Raw genomic sequence first — 20,438 nt, forward strand, 5'->3', positions numbered from 1 at the left:
CCGCGAAGTATCCTCGCCCCTCTCGTGTCAGTCAATACAACCGCCCCTGCCAGCGGCGTCCGGTCAGACCCCGAGTCGGTGCTTCGGAAAGCGTGCCGAAAAACAACTGCCTTTTCCAGGCTCGCTTTCGATCTCCAGGATCGCCTGGTGCCGCGTCAGCACGTGTTTGACAATCGCCAACCCGAGTCCGGTTCCCCCGGTTTCGCGCGAGCGGCTCCTATCGACACGATAGAATCGCTCGGTCAGCCGCGGCAGATGCTGCGCGGCAATCCCGATACCGGAATCGGTCACCGAGAATACGCCGACGCCGTCAACGACGCGCCAGCGCAGGTCGACGCTCCCGCCGGCCGGCGTGTAACGAACGGCATTGCCAACCAGATTGCCGAAGGCGCTGCGCAATTCGTTCGCACAGCCCGCGATCACCGACAGCGCTTCGACCTCCAGCGAGATTTCATGCTTCCCGCCCGACAATGCCTGCGCTTCGGACAGGATGCTGCGCAGCATCGGTTCGACCTCGACCTGCTCCTCGTTGCCCCGCGGCGCGCCGGATTCGAGCGACGAGAGGGTGAGCAGATCCTGGATCAGGCGCTGCATGCGCCCGTTCTGCTCGCAGATCAGCGACAGGTAGTGCTTGATCTCCGCCGCGCCGTAATCCTCGTAGTTGTCCGAAAGCATCTCGGAGAAACCGGCCACGACGGTCAGCGGCGTCCGCAGTTCGTGCGACACGTTGGCGATGAAATCACGGCGCATGTTTTCCATGCGCTCGATCTGGGTGATGTCACGTGAAACCAGCAGGCTGTGATCCTCGCCGTAAGGGATGACCTGGAGCATCAACACCAGCCCCGCGACACGTCCGCCGCGGTAGATCAGCGGCTCGTCGAAGCGCCGGTTTTCGAGATAGGCGACGAAATCCGGCTGGCGAATCAGGTTGGTCAGCGCTTGGCCGCGGTCACTCGCGGTAGAAAGCGCGAAATGCACGGCGGCACGCTCGTTGATCCATTCGATGTGCTGATGCCGGTCGAAGGCGATCACTCCGTCCGGCAAGGCCTGGAAGGCACGCATGAAGCGGTCGAGGGTTTCGGCCAGCGACTGTTGCTGCCCGAGGCGAATCCGCACCCGGCGATGCAGGCCGGCAAACACCGCGTCCCACACACCACGCCCCTCGGGCAGCGGCCTGTCCAGCGGACCTCCCTGCCAGTCCAGCAACAGGCCGAGATGATAGAGGTGCCAGGCCAGCAGGAGCAGAATTCCGACACACGACGCCAGCACCCCGACCGTCGGCCCGTACAGCAACGCGGCCGGCACGAAGAACAGGAAAAATACCCCGACCAGCAGCCAGAGGGTGCGTATCCAGATGGTTTTCATCAACCGGTGAATCCCGCTCGCTCGTTCAGCCCGGCACCGCGGAGAAGCGGTAGCCGCTGCCGCGCACGGTCTGGATCAGGCGCTCGTGGCCGGTCGTTTCGAGGACGGCGCGCAAGCGGCGGATATGCACGTCTACAGTCCGCTCCTCGACGAAAACATGGTCGCCCCAGACCTGATCGAGCAGCATGGTGCGATTGAAGACCCGCTCCTGATGGGTCATGAAGAAATGCAACAGGCGAAATTCGGTCGGCCCCAGATCGAGCGGTTGGCCGTTACCGGTCACCCGGTGCGTCACCGGATCGATACGCAAGCCCTCGACCTCGACACAATCTTCCGTCATCTGGGGCGCCCGCCGCCGCAACACGGCCTTGATCCGCGCGACCAGTTCGCGTGGCGAAAACGGCTTGGTGAGGTAATCGTCGGCCCCGGCGTCCAGGCCGGCCACCTTGTCCTGCTCCTCGCCGCGCGCCGTCAGCATGATGACCGGCAGATCCCGCGTCCGCTCGTCGCTGCGCAAACGACGGGCAAACTCGATGCCGCTCGTTCCGGGCAGCATCCAGTCGAGCAGGACGACATCCGGCAAGGTGCCATTGACCAGCGGCACGGCTTCTTCCGCCGAATAGGCGCGCATCACGCGATGGCCGGCATGCTGGAGCGCTGCGGAAATCAGCTCCTGTATGGCGGGCTCGTCTTCGACGACCAGGATCGTGGCGGGCATTGCAATCGGTCCTTCGGAAATTTCGACGCTCCCAGTTTATTAAGGACGGATTACAGTTTGATGACAAAAGACCGATCCGGCAAGGCGGCCGCAAAAGAAGGGGTTACGACTTTGCGCTATGATAGCGCCTCCCTTCTTTCGCGAATCCGACCATGGCTGGACTGCGCCCCGAAACACCGACACCGACCGAAATCAAGCTGCACCAGCAATCCCGCGTTCTCGAAATCTCGTTCGACAACGGCGACAGATTCGAACTCAGCTACGAATTCCTGCGTGTCTTCTCGCCCTCCGCCGAGGTGCGCGGTCACGGCATCGGCGAAGAGAAGCTGCAGATCGGCAAGCGTGATGTCGACATCGTGCGCATCGAACCGGTCGGCAACTACGCAATCCGCCCCGTATTCTCCGACGGTCACGAAAGCGGCCTTTACTCCTGGGACATCCTCCATGGCCTGGGCAGCCATCGCGACGAACTGTGGCAAGCCTATCTCGACAGGCTCAAGGAAGCCGGCGCCAGCCGCGATCCCGCCGAGTGCCCCGAACTGCCTCCCGCGCCCGCACCGAGTTGCGGGCTCAAGCGTTGAATTTCCGGCTCCTGCCCTCATTTGCCAGCCACCATGACAGATCAGAACCAGACCCATTTCGGCTTTGAACAGGTCGCCGAGGCCGAAAAGGCCCGGCGCGTGGCCGGCGTTTTCACCTCCGTCGCCCAGCGTTACGACCTGATGAACGACCTCATGTCGGGCGGCCTGCACCGGCTGTGGAAGGCATTCACCATCGACCGCAGCGGTGTCCGCGAAGGATACCGCGTTCTCGATGTCGCTGGCGGCACCGGCGACCTGTCGCTGGCATTCGCGCGGCGCGTCGGCAAGAGCGGTCAGGTCTGGCTGACCGACATCAACAACGCCATGCTGACCAATGGCCGCGACCGCCTCGCCGACAAGGGCTTTCTCCTTCCGGTCACGCAGTGCGACGCGGAGAAGCTGCCGTTCCCCGACGACTATTTCGATTGCGTCACCGTCGCCTTCGGCCTGCGCAACATGACGCACAAGGACAATGCCTTGCGCGAGATGTACCGCGTCCTCCGCCCGGGCGGCCGGCTGCTGGTTCTCGAGTTCTCGCACGTATGGAAGCCGCTGGCCCCGTTCTACGACTTCTATTCGTTCAAGATCATCCCGCGTGTCGGCGAACTGGTCACCAAGGACGCCGACAGTTACCGCTATCTCGCCGAATCGATCCGCGTCCACCCGGACCAGGGCACGCTGAAGGCGATGATGGAACAGGCGGGGTTCGAGAACGTTGATTACTTCAACTTGACGATGGGTGTCGTTGCCCTGCATCGCGGGTTCAAATTCTGATGGAGTGACGCCGTGAGACCTCTCTTGAACCTGGTGATCGCCGTTCTGGTCGTATTCTTCTCCGCCGGTTTGACCGGCAACGAAGCAGAAGCCGCACGATTCGGGGGCAGCCGTTCGTTTGGCATGCAGCGACAATTGATCGCTCCCCGGCCAGCCCCCTCGCGACAGATTGCGCCGAGTACGCCAAGCTCGCCCACCTCAGCGACGACACCGCGCCGCAGTTGGCTGGGACCGCTCGGCGGACTCGCCGCCGGACTGGGTCTTGGTGCTCTGCTTTCGCATTTCGGCCTGAGCCAGGAATTTGGCGGACTTCTCATGCTCGCGCTGTTGGTCATGGGCGTGATGGCCATCTCCAGGATGCTCCAGCGTCGCCCCGAGGTTTCCCGGGCGCCGATGCAATATGCCGGCGCCGTGGGAAACCATCCCGAACACGGCGTCGATCCGGCAGTGTCGGGGAGCGCTGGTGCGGCCGCCCCCGTTACGGGCGACTTCGATACCGAAGCCTTCCTGCGCGTCGCCAAGCTCAATTTCGTTCGCCTGCAAGCCGCCAATGACGCAAAGAACCTCGACGACGTTCGCGAATTCACCACGCCGGAGGTGTTTGCCGAGATCAAGATGCAGATGACCGAGCGCGGCGACGCGGGGCAAAAGACGGATGTCGTCACCCTGAACGCCGAACTGCTCGAATTGCTCACCGATGGCACCAGGCACATCGCCAGTGTCCGCTTCAGCGGCATGATCCGCGAAGCCGACGACACGCCGGCGACGGCTTTCGACGAGGTCTGGCACCTGAGCAAGCCGGTCGACGACTCGCGCGGCTGGGCCATCGCCGGCATCCAGCAGACGAATTAGGGCAAGGCCGTGCTGGCTGTAGTTCCACTTGCCGCGCTGAATCACCTCATCGGTGCCGAAGACTGGGCGCGCAAGCACCTCGCCCCATTCAGCGGCCAAGTGGTATCACTGCAGATGCCGCCGCTGGCACTGAGCCTTGAAATCAGCCCGGAAGGGCTCTTTCGCCGCGCAGTCGAAGGCAGCAAGGCCACGGTGACGCTGACGCTGCCCGCCGACCTGCCGTTGCGGATACTTTCAGGAAAGGGCGATCGCGCGGCGCTTTTGTCTGCGGCACAGATCAGCGGCTCGGCGGATCTGGCGGATTGCCTGGGTTTCGTCTTCCGGAACCTGAGCTGGGACGTCGAAGGGGACCTCGACCCCGTGGTTGGTGGCATTGCCGCGCGTCGACTGGTTCAGGGCGCTCGCGCCTTTGCCTCCTGGCAGTCAGGTGCCTTCGCCAGCCTGACCCGCAATGTGACCGATTACCTCTCCGAGGAACAAGCAGTGCTGGTGAAGCACCAAGAGGTAGCTGCTTTCAGTAGCGAACTGGGCGAAATCACTACCCGACTATCCGGCGTGGAAGAGCGCATCGCATCGCTCGAGGCACGAGCCGGCCACCGTTCCTCACAGTAGGAAATGGGACAACTCCCCGCTCCTTCGCCGAAGAAACGGGGCGCCGGTACTACTTCTTGCGCACCTTCCTGAGCGTCTGCAACTGCGCCATGGCCTGGGCCAGTTCCGCTTCGGCACTGGCGTAACTGACGTCTGCCGAACGGTTTTGCAACGCTTCCTCGGCCTTTTTCTTGGCCTTGAGCGCTTCCGCCTCATCCAGATCCTTGGCCCGGATCGCGGTGTCGGCCAGCAGCGTAATCAAGGTGGGCTGGACCTCGAGAATCCCGCCGGAGACATAGACCAGTTCGTATTCTTCACGGTCCGGCAGTTTCAGGCGAACCGCTCCCGGCCTGATTCGGGTCAGCAACGGCGAATGCCGCGGCAGGATCCCCAGTTCGCCGGCTTCGCCCGGAAATACCGCGTACTCCGCCTCACCGGAGAAAATCTGCTCCTCGGCGCTGACGACATCTACATGAACTCTGAGTGGCATGGCTTCCTTTCATGCGCCCGCGCGCCGATGGCGCACGGGACGACCGATTGACCGATTGCGCTTAAAGGGTCTTGGCCTTCTCGAGCGCCTCCTCGATGCTGCCAACCATGTAGAAAGCCTGTTCGGGGATGTTGTCGCACTCACCGTCGACAATCATCTTGAAGCCCTTGATGGTGTCCTTGAGCGGCACGTACTTGCCCGGCGAGTTGGTGAACACTTCAGCCACGTGGAACGGCTGCGACAGGAAGCGCTGGATCTTCCGCGCACGGTACACGCTCAGCTTGTCTTCCGGCGAGAGTTCGTCCATGCCCAGAATGGCGATGATGTCGCGCAGTTCCTTGTAACGCTGCAGGGTCATCTGCACCGCACGTGCGACCTTGTAGTGCTCCTCGCCAACGATCTGCGGATCGAGCTGACGCGAGGTCGAGTCGAGCGGATCGACCGCCGGGTAGATACCGAGCGCGGCGATGTCACGCGACAGCACGACGGTCGAGTCAAGGTGCAGGAAGGTCGTCGCCGGCGACGGGTCGGTCAAGTCGTCCGCCGGCACATACACGGCCTGGATCGATGTGATCGAGCCGACCTTGGTCGAGGTGATGCGCTCCTGCAGACGGCCCATTTCCTCGGCCAGCGTCGGCTGGTAACCCACCGCCGAAGGCATCCGGCCAAGCAGCGCCGAGACTTCTGTACCGGCCAGGGTGTAACGGTAGATGTTGTCTACGAAGAACAGGATGTCACGGCCGTCGTCGCGGAAGCGCTCGGCCATCGTCAGACCGGTCAGCGCCACGCGCAGACGGTTGCCCGGCGGTTCGTTCATCTGGCCGAAGACCATCGCCACCTTGTCGAGAACGTTCGACTCCTTCATTTCGTGGTAGAAGTCGTTGCCTTCACGCGTCCGCTCGCCGACCCCGGCGAACACCGACAAGCCGCTGTGCTGCTTGGCGATGTTGTTGATCAGTTCCATCATGTTCACGGTCTTGCCGACACCGGCACCGCCGAACAGACCCACCTTGCCGCCCTTGGCGAACGGACAGACCAGGTCGATGACCTTGATGCCGGTTTCGAGCAGGTCGACCGACGGGGAAAGCTCGTCGAATTTCGGCGCTGGCTGGTGAATCGAGCGACGCTCTTCGGTGGCAATCGGACCGGCTTCGTCGATCGGGCGCCCGAGCACGTTCATGATCCGGCCGATCGTTGCGTCACCGACCGGCACGGAAATCGCCGCACCTGTATTGTTGACCTTCATCCCGCGGCGCAAGCCATCCGACGAACCGAGGGCAATCGTGCGCACCACGCCGTCGCCAAGTTGTTGCTGCACTTCGAACATCAGGTCAGCCTCGCACCCTCCGTGCTCCTCGGACTTGTCGAGCAGCAACGCTTCGTAGACTTTCGGGATGGCTTCGCGGGGGAACTGGATGTCCACCACCGCGCCGATACACTGAACAATGTTTCCTTGACTCATCGTCGTATCCTCAATCGATTAACTGGTTCGGTCGGTCAGACAGCCGCGGCGCCGCTGACGATTTCCGAAAGTTCCTTGGTGATCGCCGCCTGCCGCGCCTTGTTGTACGCGAGCCGGAGCTCCCCGATCACGTTCTTGGCATTGTCCGACGCCGACTTCATCGCTACCATCCGGGCGCTCTGCTCCGAGGCCATGTTCTCGGCCACGGCCTGGTACATGACCGCTTCCAGGTAACGCAACAGCAGGTCGTCGATCACATGCTTCGCGTCAGGCTCGTAGATGTAATCCCAGCGGTTGCGGGTGTTACCACCCACCAGGTCGCCCGACAACGGCAACAACTGCTCGATAACCGGTTCCTGCTTCATCGTGTTGATGAAACGCGTATAGGCGACATAGAGCACGTCGATTTCGCCATTCATGTACGCATCGACCTGCACCTTCATCGGGCCGATCAGCTTTTCCAGATGCGGCGTGTCGCCCAGGCCGACCATGTGCGAAACGATTTCCGCACCGGTGCGCATCATGAAGCTGAAACCCTTGTTTCCAACCGCGGTGACCTTCAGCTTCTTTCCCTCGGCGTCCCACTCCTTCATCTTGCCCAGAACCATCCGGAGGACGTTGGTATTCAGTCCGCCGCACAATCCCTTGTCGGAGGTGACGACAATGACGCCGACAGCCTTCTGGGTCTCCCGAGGCTCGAGGAACGGGTGGCTGTAGTCGGTCAGGGCATGCGACAGGTTTCCTGCCACACGCCTGATTTTCTCGCCGTAGGGGCGAGCCGCGCGCATCCGGTCCTGCGCCTTGCGCATCTTGGACGCGGCGACCATTTCCATCGCCTTGGTGATCTTGCGCGTGCTTTCGACGCTCTTGATCTTGTTACGAATCTCCTTGCCGCTTGCCATGGCAACTGTCTCCCCGACGATCAGACCAACGTGGCCTTGAACTCCTCGATCGCCTTGGACAGCGCCTGCTCGGCGTCGGCATCAAGTTCCTTGGTCGCCTCGATCTTATCGACGAGACTGGCGTATTTCTGCTTGACGAAGGCCTGCATCTGTCGCTCGACGTCCAGCGCCTTCCTGACCTCAATCCCGTCGAAGTAGCCCTTGTTGACGGCCAGCAACGTGATCGACATCTCGGCCACGGTCATCGGCGCATACTGCGGCTGCTTCATCAGTTCAGTCACCAGGCGGCCGCGATCAAGCTGCTTGCGCGTCGCCTCGTCGAGATCGGAAGCAAACTGGGCAAAGGCCGCCAGTTCGCGGTATTGCGCCAGCGCCAGACGAACGCCACCACCGAGCTTCTTGATGATCTTGGTCTGCGCAGCACCGCCAACCCGCGACACCGAAATACCGGCATCAATGGCCGGACGCACGCCGGAGTTAAACAGGTCGGTATCGAGGAAGATCTGGCCGTCGGTAATCGAAATCACGTTGGTCGGCACGAACGCCGAAACGTCGCCCGCCTGCGTCTCGATCACCGGCAATGCGGTCAGCGAACCGGTCTTGCCCTTGACTTCACCGTTGGTGAAGCGCTCGACGTATTCTTCGTTTACGCGTGCAGCACGTTCCAGCAGGCGCGAGTGCAGGTAGAAGACGTCGCCCGGATAGGCTTCGCGTCCCGGCGGACGGCGCAGCAGCAGCGACACCTGCCGATAGGCCCAGGCCTGCTTGGTCAAGTCGTCGTAGATGATCAGGGCGTCCTGGCCGCGATCGCGGAAGTACTCGCCCATCGTGCAGCCAGCGTACGGCGCGATGTACTGCAGCGCAGCGGACTCGGCGGCCGTGGCTGCGACGATGATCGTGTAATGCATGGCGCCGTGCTCTTCGAGCTTGCGCACGACGTTGGCGACGGTCGAGGCCTTCTGGCCGATCGCCACGTAGATACAGATGAGATCCTTGCCCTTCTGGTTGATGATCGTGTCGACCGCCACCGCCGTCTTGCCGGTCTGCCGGTCACCGATGATCAGCTCGCGCTGGCCGCGTCCGATCGGCACCATCGAGTCGATCGACTTGAGGCCCGTTTGCACCGGTTGCGATACCGACTTACGCCAAATGACGCCCGGCGCCACCTTCTCGATCTTGTCCGTCAGCTTGGCGTTGATCGGCCCCTTGCCGTCGATCGGCTGGCCAAGCGAGTTCACCACGCGCCCGAGCAGTTCCGGACCAACCGGGACTTCGAGAATGCGCCCGGTCGTCTTGACCGTGTCGCCTTCACTGATGTGCTCGTATTCGCCGAGGACGACCGCGCCGACGGAGTCGCGCTCGAGGTTGAGGGCCATGCCGTAAGATCCGCCAGGGAATTCCAGCATTTCCCCCTGCATTACGTCGGCCAGGCCGTGAATGCGGCAGATACCGTCGGTCAGGGAAACCACCGTCCCCTGGGTACGGGTTTCGGCGCCAACGTCCAGACTCTGAATCTTGTTCTTGATCAGTTCACTGATCTCGGAAGGATTCAACTGCATTTAGTTCTCCTAGTTCTTAAGCGCTGTCGCCATGGCGTCGAGCTTGCCACGCACAGAGGCATCGAGTATTCGGTCGCCGACCGCGACCATCACGCCACCGATAAGCGACGAATCCACTTCAATCCTCGGCTGCAGGCGGCACCCGAAATGCGCTTCCAATTGCGTCATCAGCGGTGCGAGTTGCGCATCATCGAGCGGGAACGCGCTGGTGATCAGCGCATCCTTGAGCCCCTCATCCTCATCCTTGAACTGCTCGAAGATTTCGCTGACCTCGGGCAAGACGTCGAACCGCTCGTTTTCGGCGAGCAACCCGATGAAGGCCTTGAGCTCCCGGCTATCGGCCTCGCCTGAGAGAGAAACGAAAAGGTCGGCCACCTGCCCCGCAGAAAAGCGGGGATTTCCGATGACCTTGGTCATCTCCGGATCCGTCGCGATCAACACCAGGCGTTGCAGACGATTCGACCACTCGGTCAGTTCCCGTTTCTCCCGGGCAAGACGAAATACCGCCAGCGCATAGGGGCGGGCAATGGTGACTGTGTCGGCCATGAGCGTTAGAGATCCTTCTGGATTTCTGCCAGCATGTTTGCGTGCGCCTTGGCATCGACCTCGCGGCGAAGAATCCTTTCCGCTCCGGCGACGGCAAGATCGACAACGCGACTGCGCAGCGACTCGCGCATGCGGTCCGCTTCCTGCTCGATTTCGGCCTTGGCGGAAGCGATCACCTTTTCGGCCTCGAAGCGCGCCTGCACCTTGCCCTCTTCGATGATCTGCTCCGCCCGCCGTTCGGCCTGGGCGATTACCTCGGCAGCTTTTTCCTTGCCTTCGCGAATCGTATCCGCGGAACGCTTGGCGGCCAGAGACAGACTCTGCCGCCCGCGCTCCGCTTCGGCCAGCCCCTCCGATATCTTCGCGGCCCGCTCGTCAAGCGCCTTGGCGATCGGCGGCCAGACGAACTTCGCCGTAAACAGGGCAAACACGATGAACACAGTGATCTGTGCGTAAAGCGTAGCGTTGAGAAACACGTCCGTTGCCTTCCGTGAAAGTTACTGAAAAGGTCAGGAAGAACTGACTTATTTGAGGAACGTCGAAATGGCAAACCAGACGGAAATACCGGTTCCGATAATGAAGGCGGCGTCGATCAGACCGGCGAGGATGAACATCTTCACCTGCAGATCGTTCATCAGTTCGGGCTGACGTGCCGACGACTCCAGATACTTGCCGCCCATGTGGGCGATCCCGAGACAAGCAGCAACGGCACCAAGGCTGATGATCATCGCGCAGGCAATAGCCACATTCCCGTAAACTTGCTCCATAACTCCTCCTTCAGATGGTAAATGACACAAACAGAACAGTACTGCGAAACCGGAAGTCTCCTAGTGGCTATCGTGCGCCTGGCCGATGTAGACAAGCGCCAGCATCATGAAGATGAATGCCTGCAGGATGACGATGAAAATATGGAATAGCGCCCACAGCGTTCCGGTGATGACGTGGCCGAACCACAGCATCGCGCCGCTTCCGGGGCTCATGGCCGGAAACGCCATGCCCATCAGAGCGATCAGCAGGAACAGCAGTTCGCCCGCATACATGTTGCCGAACAACCGCATGCCGTGCGAAACGGTTTTCGCGGTGAATTCGATGATCTGCATCGCCAGGTTGGGGATGTACAGCAAGGGGTGATTGCCGAAAGGCGCGGTGATCAGTTCGTGCAGCCAGCCCCCCAGCCCCTTGATCTTGATGTTGTAGAAGAAACAGGTCAGCAGCACGCCCAACGAAAGGCCGAGGGCACCGTTGAGATCGGCCGTGGGAACGACGCGCAGGTAGGCGTGCGGATTACCCGTAGCTTTCTGCCAGAGCATCGGCAACAGGTCTACCGGCAGGAAGTCCATCGAGTTCATCGCGAAGACCCAGACGAACACGGTCAGCGCCAGCGGCGCGACGAATCGCCGCGAGTTATCGTTATGGATAATCGTCTTGGCCTGCCCGCCAACCATTTCCACAAGAATCTCGACTGCCGCCTGGGCGCGCCCGGGAACCCCCGAAGTCGCCTTGCGGGCCACCAGCCAGAGAAGGAAAAGCATCAGTCCGCCACTGATGACGGCAAAAAACACGGTGTCGTAATTGATGATCGAAAAATCGAACATCGTGGCCTGGGGATGGCCGGATGAATTCAGGTTGCCTAGGTGATGCAGGACGTATTCCCCTGCGTTTGGTGCCGCCTCCACTGCGTCATGAGCCGTCGTCATGTCTAGTTCTTTTTCAAAAAAGCCAAAAACACCGCCTGCGAAGCAAGCGCCAATCCAATCAGCAGGGACGGCCAATGTGCGCCGGGATAGCCCCTCGCGATGACCACCAGCAATCCGACGGTCAGCATCACCTTGAAAAGCTCGCCAAGGATGAAATTGGCCTGAAACGATGCCTTGCGACGCCCGGCCACCAATTTCAATCTCAACGCAAACAGCAGGTTGGGAATCACACAAATCAATCCGCCAATTGCTGCCGACCCGCCCCCACGCAAACTGAAATACTGCTCCAGTTCCCAAAGGACAATTGCTTCTTCAGCCGCTAGAACCTCGCCTTCCAGGCCAAGGAATAACCCCGATCCCACAACCGCGATCAAGGTAGCCGCCAACTGCATAAAGATAACCCTGTACATTGTCCCATTACAAGATAAATCTGGGAGCTACGGATTTCCGCAATCCCTTCTTATATCAGAAAGCCCCGTCTGTCGCAGCACAAAAAACGGGATTCCGTTTCGCATTAATTAACGCAGCCGCTGCAGGAGTCCGTCGAGTTGATCAAGGCTCGCGAACTGAATCTGTATTTTTCCCGCGCCACGCTTGCCCGTCTTGATTTCGACCTGCGCGCCGAGTGCATCGGAAAGCTCTTCCTGCAAGCGCAGGACGTCGCGGTCGGGCGATTCGACCGTGGTTTTCTTCGGAAGTTTCAATGCATGCTGAACAAGCCGTTCCGCCTCCCGTACCGACAACCCCTTCTGGACGACACGCTGCGCCAACTGGATCTGCAAGGCCCCGGACAATGGCAGCAGCGCGCGCGCGTGCCCCATGTCGAGCTCGCCGGACATCAGCAGTTCCTGCACCGGTGGAACCAGCTGCAGCAAGCGCAACAGATTCGACGCAGCCGGCCGCGACCGTCCGACGGCATCCGCCGCCTGCTGGTGCGTCATGGAAAATTCGTCGATCAGGCGTTGCAGGCCTTGCGCCTCTTCCAGCGGGTTGAGGTTTTCGCGCTGGATGTTTTCGATCAGCGCCATGGCCAGCGCCGACTCGTCCGGAATCTCGCGGATCAGCGTCGGCACTTCGCTCAGTCCGGCCATCTGCGCGGCACGCCAGCGGCGTTCACCGGCGACGATCTCGAAACGATCGTCACCCAGGCTGCCGGCAATCGGTCGCACCAGGATCGGCTGCATCAGCCCCTGCGCACGGATCGACGCCGCCAGTTCCTCCAGCGAGTCCTTGTCCATGCGCGTGCGCGGCTGGTATTTACCCGGCTGCAGACTGCCGACCGGCAGCGTCCGCTGCTGCTCCTTGCCCGCCACGTCGTTGCCGCCCAGCAAGGCATCGAGGCCGCGGCCGAGTCCCTTCAACTTCATACCGCCACTCCTTGCACCTCAACCTCGGGGAGCGAGCCCTCCCGGCGATCGAGCAGTTCCTGCGCCAGGGCGCCGTACGCCTGGGCTCCTCTCGACAGGCGATCGAAGGCGATGACCGGCTTGCCGTAGGATGGCGCTTCGGCGAGGCGCACGTTGCGCGGGATGATCGTGCGATACACCTTGTCGCCGAAATGCCCGACCAGTTCGTTCGACACCTGCTGGGTCAGCGTCGAGCGCGGATCGAACATGGTCCGCAACAGCCCCTCGATCTCCAGCCGCGGATTGAGTTTCGCCCGCACTTTCTTGAGTGTCGCGACCAGGTCGGTCAGCCCTTCGAGCGCGTAATACTCGCACTGCATCGGGATCATCACCGCCTGGGCCGCAACGAGCCCGTTGACCGTCAACATGTTGAGCGCCGGTGGGCAGTCCATCAGGATGAAGTCGTAATCGTCGACAACCGGCGCCAGCGCGTCGCGCAGGCGGAACTCTCTTCCGGCGATGTCGATCAACTCGACTTCGGCGCCGGCCAGTTCGCGATTCGCCGGCAGGATGTCGAAGCCGAATTCGGTACGGATGCGGGCCTTTTCCAGCGTCGAACGCCCGATCAGGATCTGGTACACGGTCGGCAACGCTTCGCGCTTGACCACGCCGCAACCGGTCGTGGCGTTGCCTTGCGGATCGAGGTCGATCATCAGCACGCGCTGATCAAGGGCAGCCAGACAGGCCGACAGGTTGACGGCAGTGGTCGTCTTGCCGACCCCGCCTTTCTGGTTCGTCACCGCCAGAATTCTTGCCAACTCGTTTCTCCCTTGTGTCCTGCTCTGTCTACTGCGCAGCGCCGCGGTGCATCACCACGAGATGCCGCTCGCCATCGATACCGGGTACCGGCAGCGCATGTACGGCGCCGACACGCACATCGCCGGGCAAGCCGGAAATTTCCTCGTGCGGCCACACTCCCTTCATCGCCAACCAGACGCCGCCGGGCGCCAGCAAGTGGCGTGTCAACGTCACGAAATCGGCCAGTTCGGCGAAGGCGCGCGAGGTGATCGCGGCAAAGCCAATCGCCGGATGATACTGTTCGACGCGCCCGCAGTGAACGGAAACATTGGCCAGACCGAGTTCGATGACCGCCTGCTGCAGGAACGCTGCCTTCTTGGAGTTGCTGTCGAGCAGGGTAACCTGCAGGTCGGGACGCGCGATGGCCAGCGGAATTCCGGGCGTGCCGCCGCCGCTGCCGACATCGAGCAGGCTGCCCGACGGAACGAACGGCAGGATTGCCAGCGAATCCAGCAAATGATGGCTCACCGCCTTCTCCTGCTCGCGCAACGCGGTCAGGCTGTAGGTCCGGTTCCACTTGTAGAGCAGCGCCACGTAGGCGAGCAGTTTTTCCTGCCGATCGGCGGGCAGGTCAACGCCCATCGCGGCTGCACCCTGCGCCAGTTGCTCCGCCTGACTCATGTCTCGCGGCGCTCCGCTTCGAGCGCCAGCCGCTTCAGGTGGACGAGCAGGATTGAAATCGCTGCCGGAGTCATGCCCTGGATGCGCGACGCCTGACCGATCGTTTCGGGGCAATGCCGGGTCAGCTTCTGGCGGATCTCCGCCGACAGGCCGCCGATCGTCGTGTAATCGATGCCCTCCGGCAGCCGCGTTTCCTCGTTGGCCTGGTTGCGCGCCACCTCGTCGGCCTGCCGCTCGATGTAGCCCTGGTACTTGGCCTGGATCTCGACCTGTTCGATCACCAGCGGGTCGGCCATGCCGGCCGCACCGGGCATATCACCGACGTTCAGCGACATCAGTCCCGCGTAGTTCACGTCCGGGCGGCGCAGCAGGTCGAACAGCGTGTACTCATGCTCGATCGGCTTGCCGAGCAGTCGGGTGACGGCGTCCATGTCGACCTTGGCCGGATGCACCCAGGTCGAGCGCAAGCGCTCCTGCTCGCGGGCAATCGCCTCACGCTTCTCGCAGAACGCGGCCCAACGGACCTCGCCGACCAGCCCCAGCTGACGCCCGATCTCGGTCAGGCGCATGTCGGCGTTGTCCTCGCGCAAGGACAGGCGGTATTCGGCACGACTGGTGAACATGCGGTACGGCTCCGCCACACCGCGGGTGATCAGATCGTCGACCAGCACGCCGAGGTAGGCCTCGTCGCGACGCGGCGACCACGCTTCCTTGCCCGTCACCTGCAGCGCGGCGTTGGCGCCAGCGAGCAGGCCCTGCGCGGCGGCTTCCTCGTAACCCGTCGTGCCGTTGATCTGGCCGGCGAAGAACAGGCCCCGGATCGACTTCGTCTCCAGCGTGGCATGCAGGCCGGTCGGATCGAAGTAGTCATACTCGATGGCGTAGCCCGGACGCAGGATGTGGCAGTTTTCCAGGCCTTTCATCGAGCGCACCAGCGCTAGCTGGATGTCGAACGGCAGGCTCGTCGAAATACCGTTCGGATAAATTTCGTGGGTATTCAGTCCTTCGGGTTCAAGAAAGACGTTATGGCTGTTCTTGGACGCGAATCGGTGGATCTTGTCCTCGATCGACGGACAGTAGCGCGGCCCGACGCCCTCGATGACACCGGTGTACATCGGCGAACGATCGAGACCGCCTCGGATGATCTCGTGCGTCCGCTCGTTGGTGCTGGTCACCCAGCACGGCAACTGGCGCGGGTGCTGCGCCGCGTTGCCGAGGAAGGAGAACACCGGCAGCGGATCATCCGAATGCTGCTCGGCCATTACCGAAAAATCGATCGTTTTGCCGTCGAGGCGCGCCGGCGTCCCGGTTTTCAGCCGGCCGGCCGGCAGTTGCAATTCGCGCAGACGCGCCGCCAGCGACACTGAAGGGGGATCGCCCATGCGACCGCCGGTCGACTGCGACAGGCCTACGTGGATCTTGCCGTTGAGGAAGGTTCCAGCAGTCAGCACCACGGCACGCGCGGCGAAGCGGATACCGTGCTGCGTCACCGCGCCGACGACCCGGTCGCCCTCGACGAGCAGGTCGTCGCAGGCCTGGGCGAACAGCGTGAGATTCGGCTGGTTTTCCAGCCGCGAGCGGATCGCCTGGCGGTAGAGCACGCGGTCGGCCTGCGCGCGGGTGGCCCGCACCGCCGGGCCCTTGCTGGCGTTGAGGATGCGGAACTGGATGCCGGCCTCGTCGGTGGCCACGGCCATCGCGCCGTCGAGCGCGTCGACTTCCCGGACAAGATGCCCCTTGCCGATGCCGCCGATCGACGGGTTGCAGCTCATCGCGCCGAGCGTGTCGAGATTGTGCGTCAACAACAGGGTTTTCACCCCCATGCGCGCGGCCGCCAGTGCCGCTTCGGTGCCGGCATGGCCGCCACCGACCACGATCACGTCGAAAGGGTCTGGATACTGCATCGGTTCTGGAGAGTCCGGGAAGGGTGGAAGGGTTGCGCAGAAGGCCGGGGATTCTACGCCAATCCGCTGAAAAATAACAGGTTTCAGCCTTTTCAAGAGCCGTGGCATGGCCGGCAGCCAGGCGGCGACCGACGAAACTTGATCGGATGGCGGCAGTCGCGTAAGGTGCCTGACCCATGGGCGCCGCCGATTCCAACGATACCGCCGAACTCCGGAAAAAGCTCGGGAAGGAGCTCGAACGCTTGCGCGTGCTGATCGTCGACCGACACAGCAGCGCACGCAATTCGCTGCGGATGATCCTGTCGACGCTCGACATCAGCGCCATCCACAACGCGGGGACGACAACCGAAGTCCTGCGCCAGGTCAAGGCCTACGACTTCGACATCATCTTCGCCGACTACATCCTCGACGACGGGCGCGACGGCCAGCAGCTGCTCGAGGAATTGCGGCAGAACCACCTGATTCCGCTGTCGACCGTATACATGGTCGTCTCCGCGGAAAGAAGCTACCAGAACGTCGTCTCCGTCGCCGAGCTCGCCCCCGACGACTACCTGATCAAGCCGTTCACCGCAGAACAGTTGCAGGCCCGGCTGATCAAGGCGCTGTACAAGAAACGCTTCTTCGAGCGGGTTTTCCGGCATCTCGACGCCGGCGCGTTCAACGATGCCCTGGCGGCGTGCGAGTCACTGCTCGGTACGGACGAGCAGTTCCTCTACGACATCCTCCGCTTCAAGGGGGAAATTCTCAACGCGCTGGGGCGGCACGAGGAAGCGAAGGCGGTCTACCAGCAGGTGCTCGAGCACGCCGTCGTACCCTGGGCGCGCATGGGCCTGGCTATCGCCCTGCGCGGCCTCGACGAACTCGCCGAAGCGGAGAACATCGGCTGCGCGCTGATCGACGACTTCCCCGAATACCTCGCCGCCTACGACTTCGTCGCCAGCGTCCGCGAGGAAATGGGCCGGCTGGGCGAAGCGCAGGAAACCCTGCTCAAGGCGGCGGCCATCTCGCCGAACAATTCGACGCGGCAGCGCGTCGTCGGTGACGTGGCGGTACGCAACAACGCGCTCGACGTCGCGGAACGGGCCTACGGCAAGGTCCTCGAACGGCATCGGGGGTCGTCGCTGCGCGTCATCGACGACTACACCAACCTGACGCGGGTGATGCTCGACCGCGGCCATACCGACGGCGCGCGCAAGGTGACCCAGGAACTGCGCCGCGACTGGCGCGGCAACCCGCAAGGGGAACTCGCGGCGCTGGTCATGGACAGCCTGTGCGCCAACCAGGCCGGCGAACCGGCCAAGGCCAGGCAGGCCTTGGAAAAGGCGCTGGCGATGCACGAGGAGATGCACGACGGCGGCAGCAAGTCAGCTCTCTCGCAAAAGATCGCCGTGGATCTGGCGCACGCCTGCCTCGCTGCCGGCGACGAGGCCAACGCCCAGGCCATCCTCGGCAAGGTCGCCGCCGAGAACCACGAGGACCGCGGCATGATCGCCCAGATCCAGGGGGTTTTCGCCAAGACCGGCAAGGAGGAGGCCGGGCAGTCGCTGCTCGCCAAGGTCGGCCGCGAGATCGTCGAACTGAACAACCGCGGGGTACTGGCGGCGCGCAGCGGCGACCTCGAGGCCGCGGTACGGATGCTGATCGAAGCGGCCGAACGCGTGCCCAACCTGCAGTTTCTGGTCAACGCCAGCAAGGCCATCTTCACCCTGCTCGCCCGCAAGGGCTGGAACGAGGAAATGGCCGAACGCGGGCTGCGCTACCTGCAACTGGCACAAACCAAGGACAGTCGCAGCGCCAAGGTCGTTTCCGCGCGCGAGCTGTACTACCAGGCCGCCCGCAAGTACGGCATCGAGGTTACGCCGCTGGGCAACCGCGGCCCGGGCTTATCCTGATTCTTCCTGATTCATTCAGAAGGCGCCGAGCAGCAGCCGCTTCAGCGGCGCGGGCAACGCCGCCGAATCGATGGCATCCACCGCCAGCCACGTCCACCCGGGTTCCCCGAGCCGGTTTTCCTCGCGCTCGACGCGGTGGAGTTTCGACCTGATCGTCAGATGGAAATGGCTGAAGCTGTGCTGCACGGCGGGCAGTTCACTGGCTTCCAGCAACCGGCAGCCGTGACGCGCCGCAAAACTGTCCGCCCCGGCGTCCGGCTCTTCCGGCAACGCCAGCAACCCGCCCCAGATTCCGGCCGGAGGACGACGCTCCAGCAGCACGTGGTGACCATCGGTCAGCACCAGCACCGACGTTTCCCGCCGGGGCAAGGGTTTGCCAGGCTTCGCCACCGGGAGTTCCGCCTGACGTCCGTCGCGCAGGGCAACGCAGACATCGACCATCGGGCAATCGCCACACGCCGGATTCGCCCGGGTGCACAAGGTCGCGCCGAGATCCATGATTCCCTGCGTGTACGCTTCGATCTGCGTTGCCGGCAACAGTGATTCGGCGAGGCGCCACATTTCCTTTTCCACCGCGGCAGTCCCCGGGAAGCCCTCGATGCCGAAGCAGCGCGCCAGGACCCGCTTGACGTTGCCATCAAGGATCGCCGCCTTCGTGCCGTAGGCGAACGCGGCAATCGCCGCCGCCGTCGACCGGCCGATTCCGGGCAAGGCGGCAAGCAGCTGCGGATCGGCGGGGAAAGCGCCGCCATGCCTTTCGACTACGGCCTGTGCACAGCGATGCAGGTTGCGTGCCCGCGCGTAGTAGCCGAGCCCCGCCCAGTGTTCGAGCACGGCGTCGACCGGCGCCGCGGCCAGCGTTTGCACATCGGGAAAGCTTTCGAGAAAACGCTGATAGTAGGGAATCACCGTCGCCACCTGCGTCTGCTGCAACATGATCTCGGAGAGCCAGATGCGGTAGGCGTCGCGGGTGTTCTGCCAGGGCAGGTCGTGACGACCGCGCTGGCGCTGCCAGCGGATCAGGCGCGCGGCGAAGGAGACGGCTGAATCATGCATGAGACGACAAAGGCAGGAAATGACGGGTCTATAATGGCCGCCGAGCGGGCGCGGCAGTACTGAACTTCCTAGATCCGCGCCGATCTTAGCATGCCGTTATTTCCGCCCCGGACGACCGATGACCGCCTCCGCTCCCTCTGACGCCACATTCAACAGCCGCGAATTCCGCAACGCGCTGGGCCGTTTCGCTACCGGCATCACCATCGTGACCGCACTCGGCCCGGAAGGGAAGCCGATCGGCGTAACGATCAGCTCGTTCAACTCCGTCTCGCTCGACCCGCCTCTAGTCCTCTGGAGCCTGTCGACGAACTCGCCCAAACTGGAAGCGTTCCGCCAGGCCGAGCGCTACGCGATCAACGTCCTCGCCGCCGACCAGCGCGGCCTGTCCAACCGTTTTTCCTCGCGCAACGACGACCGTTTCGCCGATGTGCCGGTGCGCACCGGTCCCGGCGGCGCGCCGCTGATCGACGGTTGCTGCGCCTGGTTCGAGTGTACGCACGAAGCGCACTACCCCGGCGGCGACCACGTCATCTTCCTCGGGCGCGTCGAACGCTTCGCCCGCGGCGAGGCCACCTCGCCGCTGGTGTTTTTCGACGGCACCTATTGCTGGCTCGACATGGACGAAGCAGATTGAATCAACAGCAAAAACCGGTACGATCACGTTTCGGTCAAACGAATCGCAACCACTAATAGCTTCGCGGGGAAAATCATGGAAAGCACACCCAAGTCTTCGGCAAACTCGTCCCGCACGATCATGCTGGCCTCGATCGCAGTCGGCATCCTGCTCACCGTGATCATCTGGCCGTTGTCGATGATCGGCAAGGGTGACCCCTCGGCGGAGAGCGCCGACGAGGCCGAGTTGCGCATCCAGCCGGTCGCCCGCGTCGAACTGAAGAAGGCCGTCGCACCGTCGGATGGCAAACCACGCAGCGCGGAAGCCGTCTTCACCACGATCTGCAAGGCCTGTCACGACACCGGCGTCGCCGGTGCGCCGAAGACCGGCGACAAGGCAGCATGGGCCCCGCGCATCGCCCTCGGTGATTCGAGCCTGCTCCAGTCAGTGATCAACGGGAAGGGCGCCATGCCTCCGCGCGCCGGCGATGCCAGCCTGACCGACGACGAACTCAAGGCCGCGGTCGCGCTCCTGGTCGGCAAGGCCAGGTAGCCTTTTTCTGCCGGCAGGAAGGGGAGCCCGGGCTCCCCTTTTTTTCGTTTCTTGCCGCG

Annotated in this window: 23 protein-coding genes; 7 read left to right on the plus strand and 16 right to left on the minus strand. The window is 62.8% G+C overall.

Annotated features, from left to right (window positions below):
* Positions 1 to 63 precede the first annotated feature (63 nt).
* Together phoR and phoB are read right to left on the minus strand one after the other, a co-directional pair.
* Entirely contained in the window at positions 64 to 1,365 is a 1,302-nt protein-coding gene (phoR, locus tag BO74_RS11305; protein WP_496442409.1) for a phosphate regulon sensor histidine kinase PhoR, read from the minus strand.
* Positions 1,366 to 1,390: 25 nt separating this feature from the next.
* On the minus strand, positions 1,391 to 2,083 hold the full coding sequence (phoB, locus tag BO74_RS11310; RefSeq protein ID WP_496442410.1) for a phosphate regulon transcriptional regulator PhoB: 693 nt from the start codon (positions 2,081 to 2,083) through the stop codon (positions 1,391 to 1,393).
* 152 nt (positions 2,084 to 2,235) lie between these two features.
* Here phoB and BO74_RS11315 point away from each other — a divergent pair, with 152 nt between their 5' ends.
* The 4 genes from BO74_RS11315 to BO74_RS11330 are packed head-to-tail and all read left to right on the plus strand — an operon-like array spanning position 2,236 to position 4,902.
* Complete coding sequence (locus tag BO74_RS11315) at positions 2,236 to 2,664, plus strand: gamma-butyrobetaine hydroxylase family protein (protein ID WP_496442412.1); 429 nt, start codon at positions 2,236 to 2,238, stop codon at positions 2,662 to 2,664.
* 33 nt (positions 2,665 to 2,697) lie between these two features.
* Entirely contained in the window at positions 2,698 to 3,438 is a 741-nt protein-coding gene (gene ubiE, locus BO74_RS11320) for a bifunctional demethylmenaquinone methyltransferase/2-methoxy-6-polyprenyl-1,4-benzoquinol methylase UbiE (protein WP_496442414.1), read from the plus strand.
* Between the two features lie 12 nt (positions 3,439 to 3,450).
* On the plus strand, positions 3,451 to 4,290 hold the full coding sequence (locus tag BO74_RS11325) for a Tim44 domain-containing protein (protein ID WP_496442416.1): 840 nt from the start codon (positions 3,451 to 3,453) through the stop codon (positions 4,288 to 4,290).
* Positions 4,291 to 4,299: 9 nt separating this feature from the next.
* The gene (locus BO74_RS11330; protein ID WP_496442418.1) at positions 4,300 to 4,902 is read left to right on the plus strand and encodes a ubiquinone biosynthesis accessory factor UbiJ; all 603 of its coding nucleotides are present in this window, start codon (positions 4,300 to 4,302) and stop codon (positions 4,900 to 4,902) included.
* A gap of 49 nt (positions 4,903 to 4,951) precedes the next feature.
* Here the strand turns inward: BO74_RS11330 and BO74_RS11335 are convergent, their stop codons facing one another.
* The 13 genes from BO74_RS11335 to mnmG form a co-directional block, all read right to left on the minus strand.
* The gene (locus BO74_RS11335; protein WP_496442420.1) at positions 4,952 to 5,371 is read right to left on the minus strand and encodes a F0F1 ATP synthase subunit epsilon; all 420 of its coding nucleotides are present in this window, start codon (positions 5,369 to 5,371) and stop codon (positions 4,952 to 4,954) included.
* A 61-nt stretch (positions 5,372 to 5,432) separates the two neighbouring features.
* A complete protein-coding gene (atpD, locus tag BO74_RS11340) occupies positions 5,433 to 6,833 on the minus strand; it encodes a F0F1 ATP synthase subunit beta (RefSeq protein ID WP_496442422.1) in 1,401 nt (466 codons plus the stop codon).
* A gap of 35 nt (positions 6,834 to 6,868) precedes the next feature.
* Positions 6,869 to 7,735 (minus strand): F0F1 ATP synthase subunit gamma, encoded by an 867-nt coding sequence (gene atpG / locus BO74_RS11345; RefSeq protein ID WP_496442424.1) that lies wholly within the window; start codon positions 7,733 to 7,735, stop codon positions 6,869 to 6,871.
* Between the two features lie 20 nt (positions 7,736 to 7,755).
* Positions 7,756 to 9,294: a F0F1 ATP synthase subunit alpha gene (gene atpA / locus BO74_RS11350; RefSeq protein ID WP_496442426.1), complete on the minus strand. Its 1,539-nt coding sequence runs from the start codon at positions 9,292 to 9,294 to the stop codon at positions 7,756 to 7,758.
* 9 nt (positions 9,295 to 9,303) lie between these two features.
* Positions 9,304 to 9,840 carry a F0F1 ATP synthase subunit delta gene (locus BO74_RS11355; RefSeq protein ID WP_496442427.1) on the minus strand — a complete coding sequence of 179 codons (537 nt, stop codon included), beginning with the start codon at positions 9,838 to 9,840 and terminating at the stop codon, positions 9,304 to 9,306.
* 5 nt (positions 9,841 to 9,845) lie between these two features.
* Positions 9,846 to 10,316: a F0F1 ATP synthase subunit B gene (locus BO74_RS11360; protein ID WP_496442428.1), complete on the minus strand. Its 471-nt coding sequence runs from the start codon at positions 10,314 to 10,316 to the stop codon at positions 9,846 to 9,848.
* Between the two features lie 48 nt (positions 10,317 to 10,364).
* Positions 10,365 to 10,607, minus strand: a complete 243-nt coding sequence (gene atpE / locus BO74_RS11365; RefSeq protein ID WP_496442430.1) for a F0F1 ATP synthase subunit C — start codon at positions 10,605 to 10,607, stop codon at positions 10,365 to 10,367.
* Positions 10,608 to 10,667: 60 nt separating this feature from the next.
* A complete protein-coding gene (atpB, locus tag BO74_RS11370) occupies positions 10,668 to 11,537 on the minus strand; it encodes a F0F1 ATP synthase subunit A (RefSeq protein WP_496442431.1) in 870 nt (289 codons plus the stop codon).
* A 2-nt stretch (positions 11,538 to 11,539) separates the two neighbouring features.
* Entirely contained in the window at positions 11,540 to 11,929 is a 390-nt protein-coding gene (locus BO74_RS11375; protein WP_496442433.1) for an ATP synthase subunit I, read from the minus strand.
* A gap of 126 nt (positions 11,930 to 12,055) precedes the next feature.
* Entirely contained in the window at positions 12,056 to 12,904 is an 849-nt protein-coding gene (locus tag BO74_RS11380; RefSeq protein ID WP_496442435.1) for a ParB/RepB/Spo0J family partition protein, read from the minus strand.
* Entirely contained in the window at positions 12,901 to 13,701 is an 801-nt protein-coding gene (locus BO74_RS11385) for a ParA family protein (RefSeq protein WP_496442437.1), read from the minus strand. The genes BO74_RS11380 and BO74_RS11385 overlap by 4 nt, the downstream gene beginning before the upstream one ends.
* 28 nt (positions 13,702 to 13,729) lie before the next feature.
* Positions 13,730 to 14,362: a 16S rRNA (guanine(527)-N(7))-methyltransferase RsmG gene (gene rsmG, locus BO74_RS11390; RefSeq protein ID WP_496442438.1), complete on the minus strand. Its 633-nt coding sequence runs from the start codon at positions 14,360 to 14,362 to the stop codon at positions 13,730 to 13,732.
* A complete protein-coding gene (mnmG, locus tag BO74_RS11395) occupies positions 14,359 to 16,266 on the minus strand; it encodes a tRNA uridine-5-carboxymethylaminomethyl(34) synthesis enzyme MnmG (protein WP_496442440.1) in 1,908 nt (635 codons plus the stop codon). Before mnmG ends, rsmG begins: the two co-directional genes overlap by 4 nt.
* A 176-nt stretch (positions 16,267 to 16,442) precedes the next feature.
* On the opposite strand from mnmG, the gene BO74_RS11400 reads away from it, so the two are divergent.
* Complete coding sequence (locus tag BO74_RS11400) at positions 16,443 to 18,158, plus strand: response regulator (protein WP_496442442.1); 1,716 nt, start codon at positions 16,443 to 16,445, stop codon at positions 18,156 to 18,158.
* 15 nt (positions 18,159 to 18,173) lie between these two features.
* Here BO74_RS11400 and mutY read toward each other — a convergent pair whose 3' ends face one another.
* Positions 18,174 to 19,214, minus strand: coding sequence for an A/G-specific adenine glycosylase (gene mutY / locus BO74_RS11405; RefSeq protein ID WP_496442443.1), 1,041 nt, complete (start codon positions 19,212 to 19,214; stop codon positions 18,174 to 18,176).
* A gap of 118 nt (positions 19,215 to 19,332) precedes the next feature.
* Here mutY and BO74_RS11410 point away from each other — a divergent pair, with 118 nt between their 5' ends.
* Positions 19,333 to 19,848, plus strand: a complete 516-nt coding sequence (locus BO74_RS11410) for a flavin reductase family protein (RefSeq protein ID WP_496442444.1) — start codon at positions 19,333 to 19,335, stop codon at positions 19,846 to 19,848.
* 75 nt (positions 19,849 to 19,923) lie between these two features.
* Positions 19,924 to 20,379 carry a c-type cytochrome gene (locus tag BO74_RS11415; protein WP_496442445.1) on the plus strand — a complete coding sequence of 152 codons (456 nt, stop codon included), beginning with the start codon at positions 19,924 to 19,926 and terminating at the stop codon, positions 20,377 to 20,379.
* Positions 20,380 to 20,438 lie beyond the last annotated feature (59 nt).

It is taken from the genome of Propionivibrio pelophilus DSM 12018, from assembly GCF_059569095.1.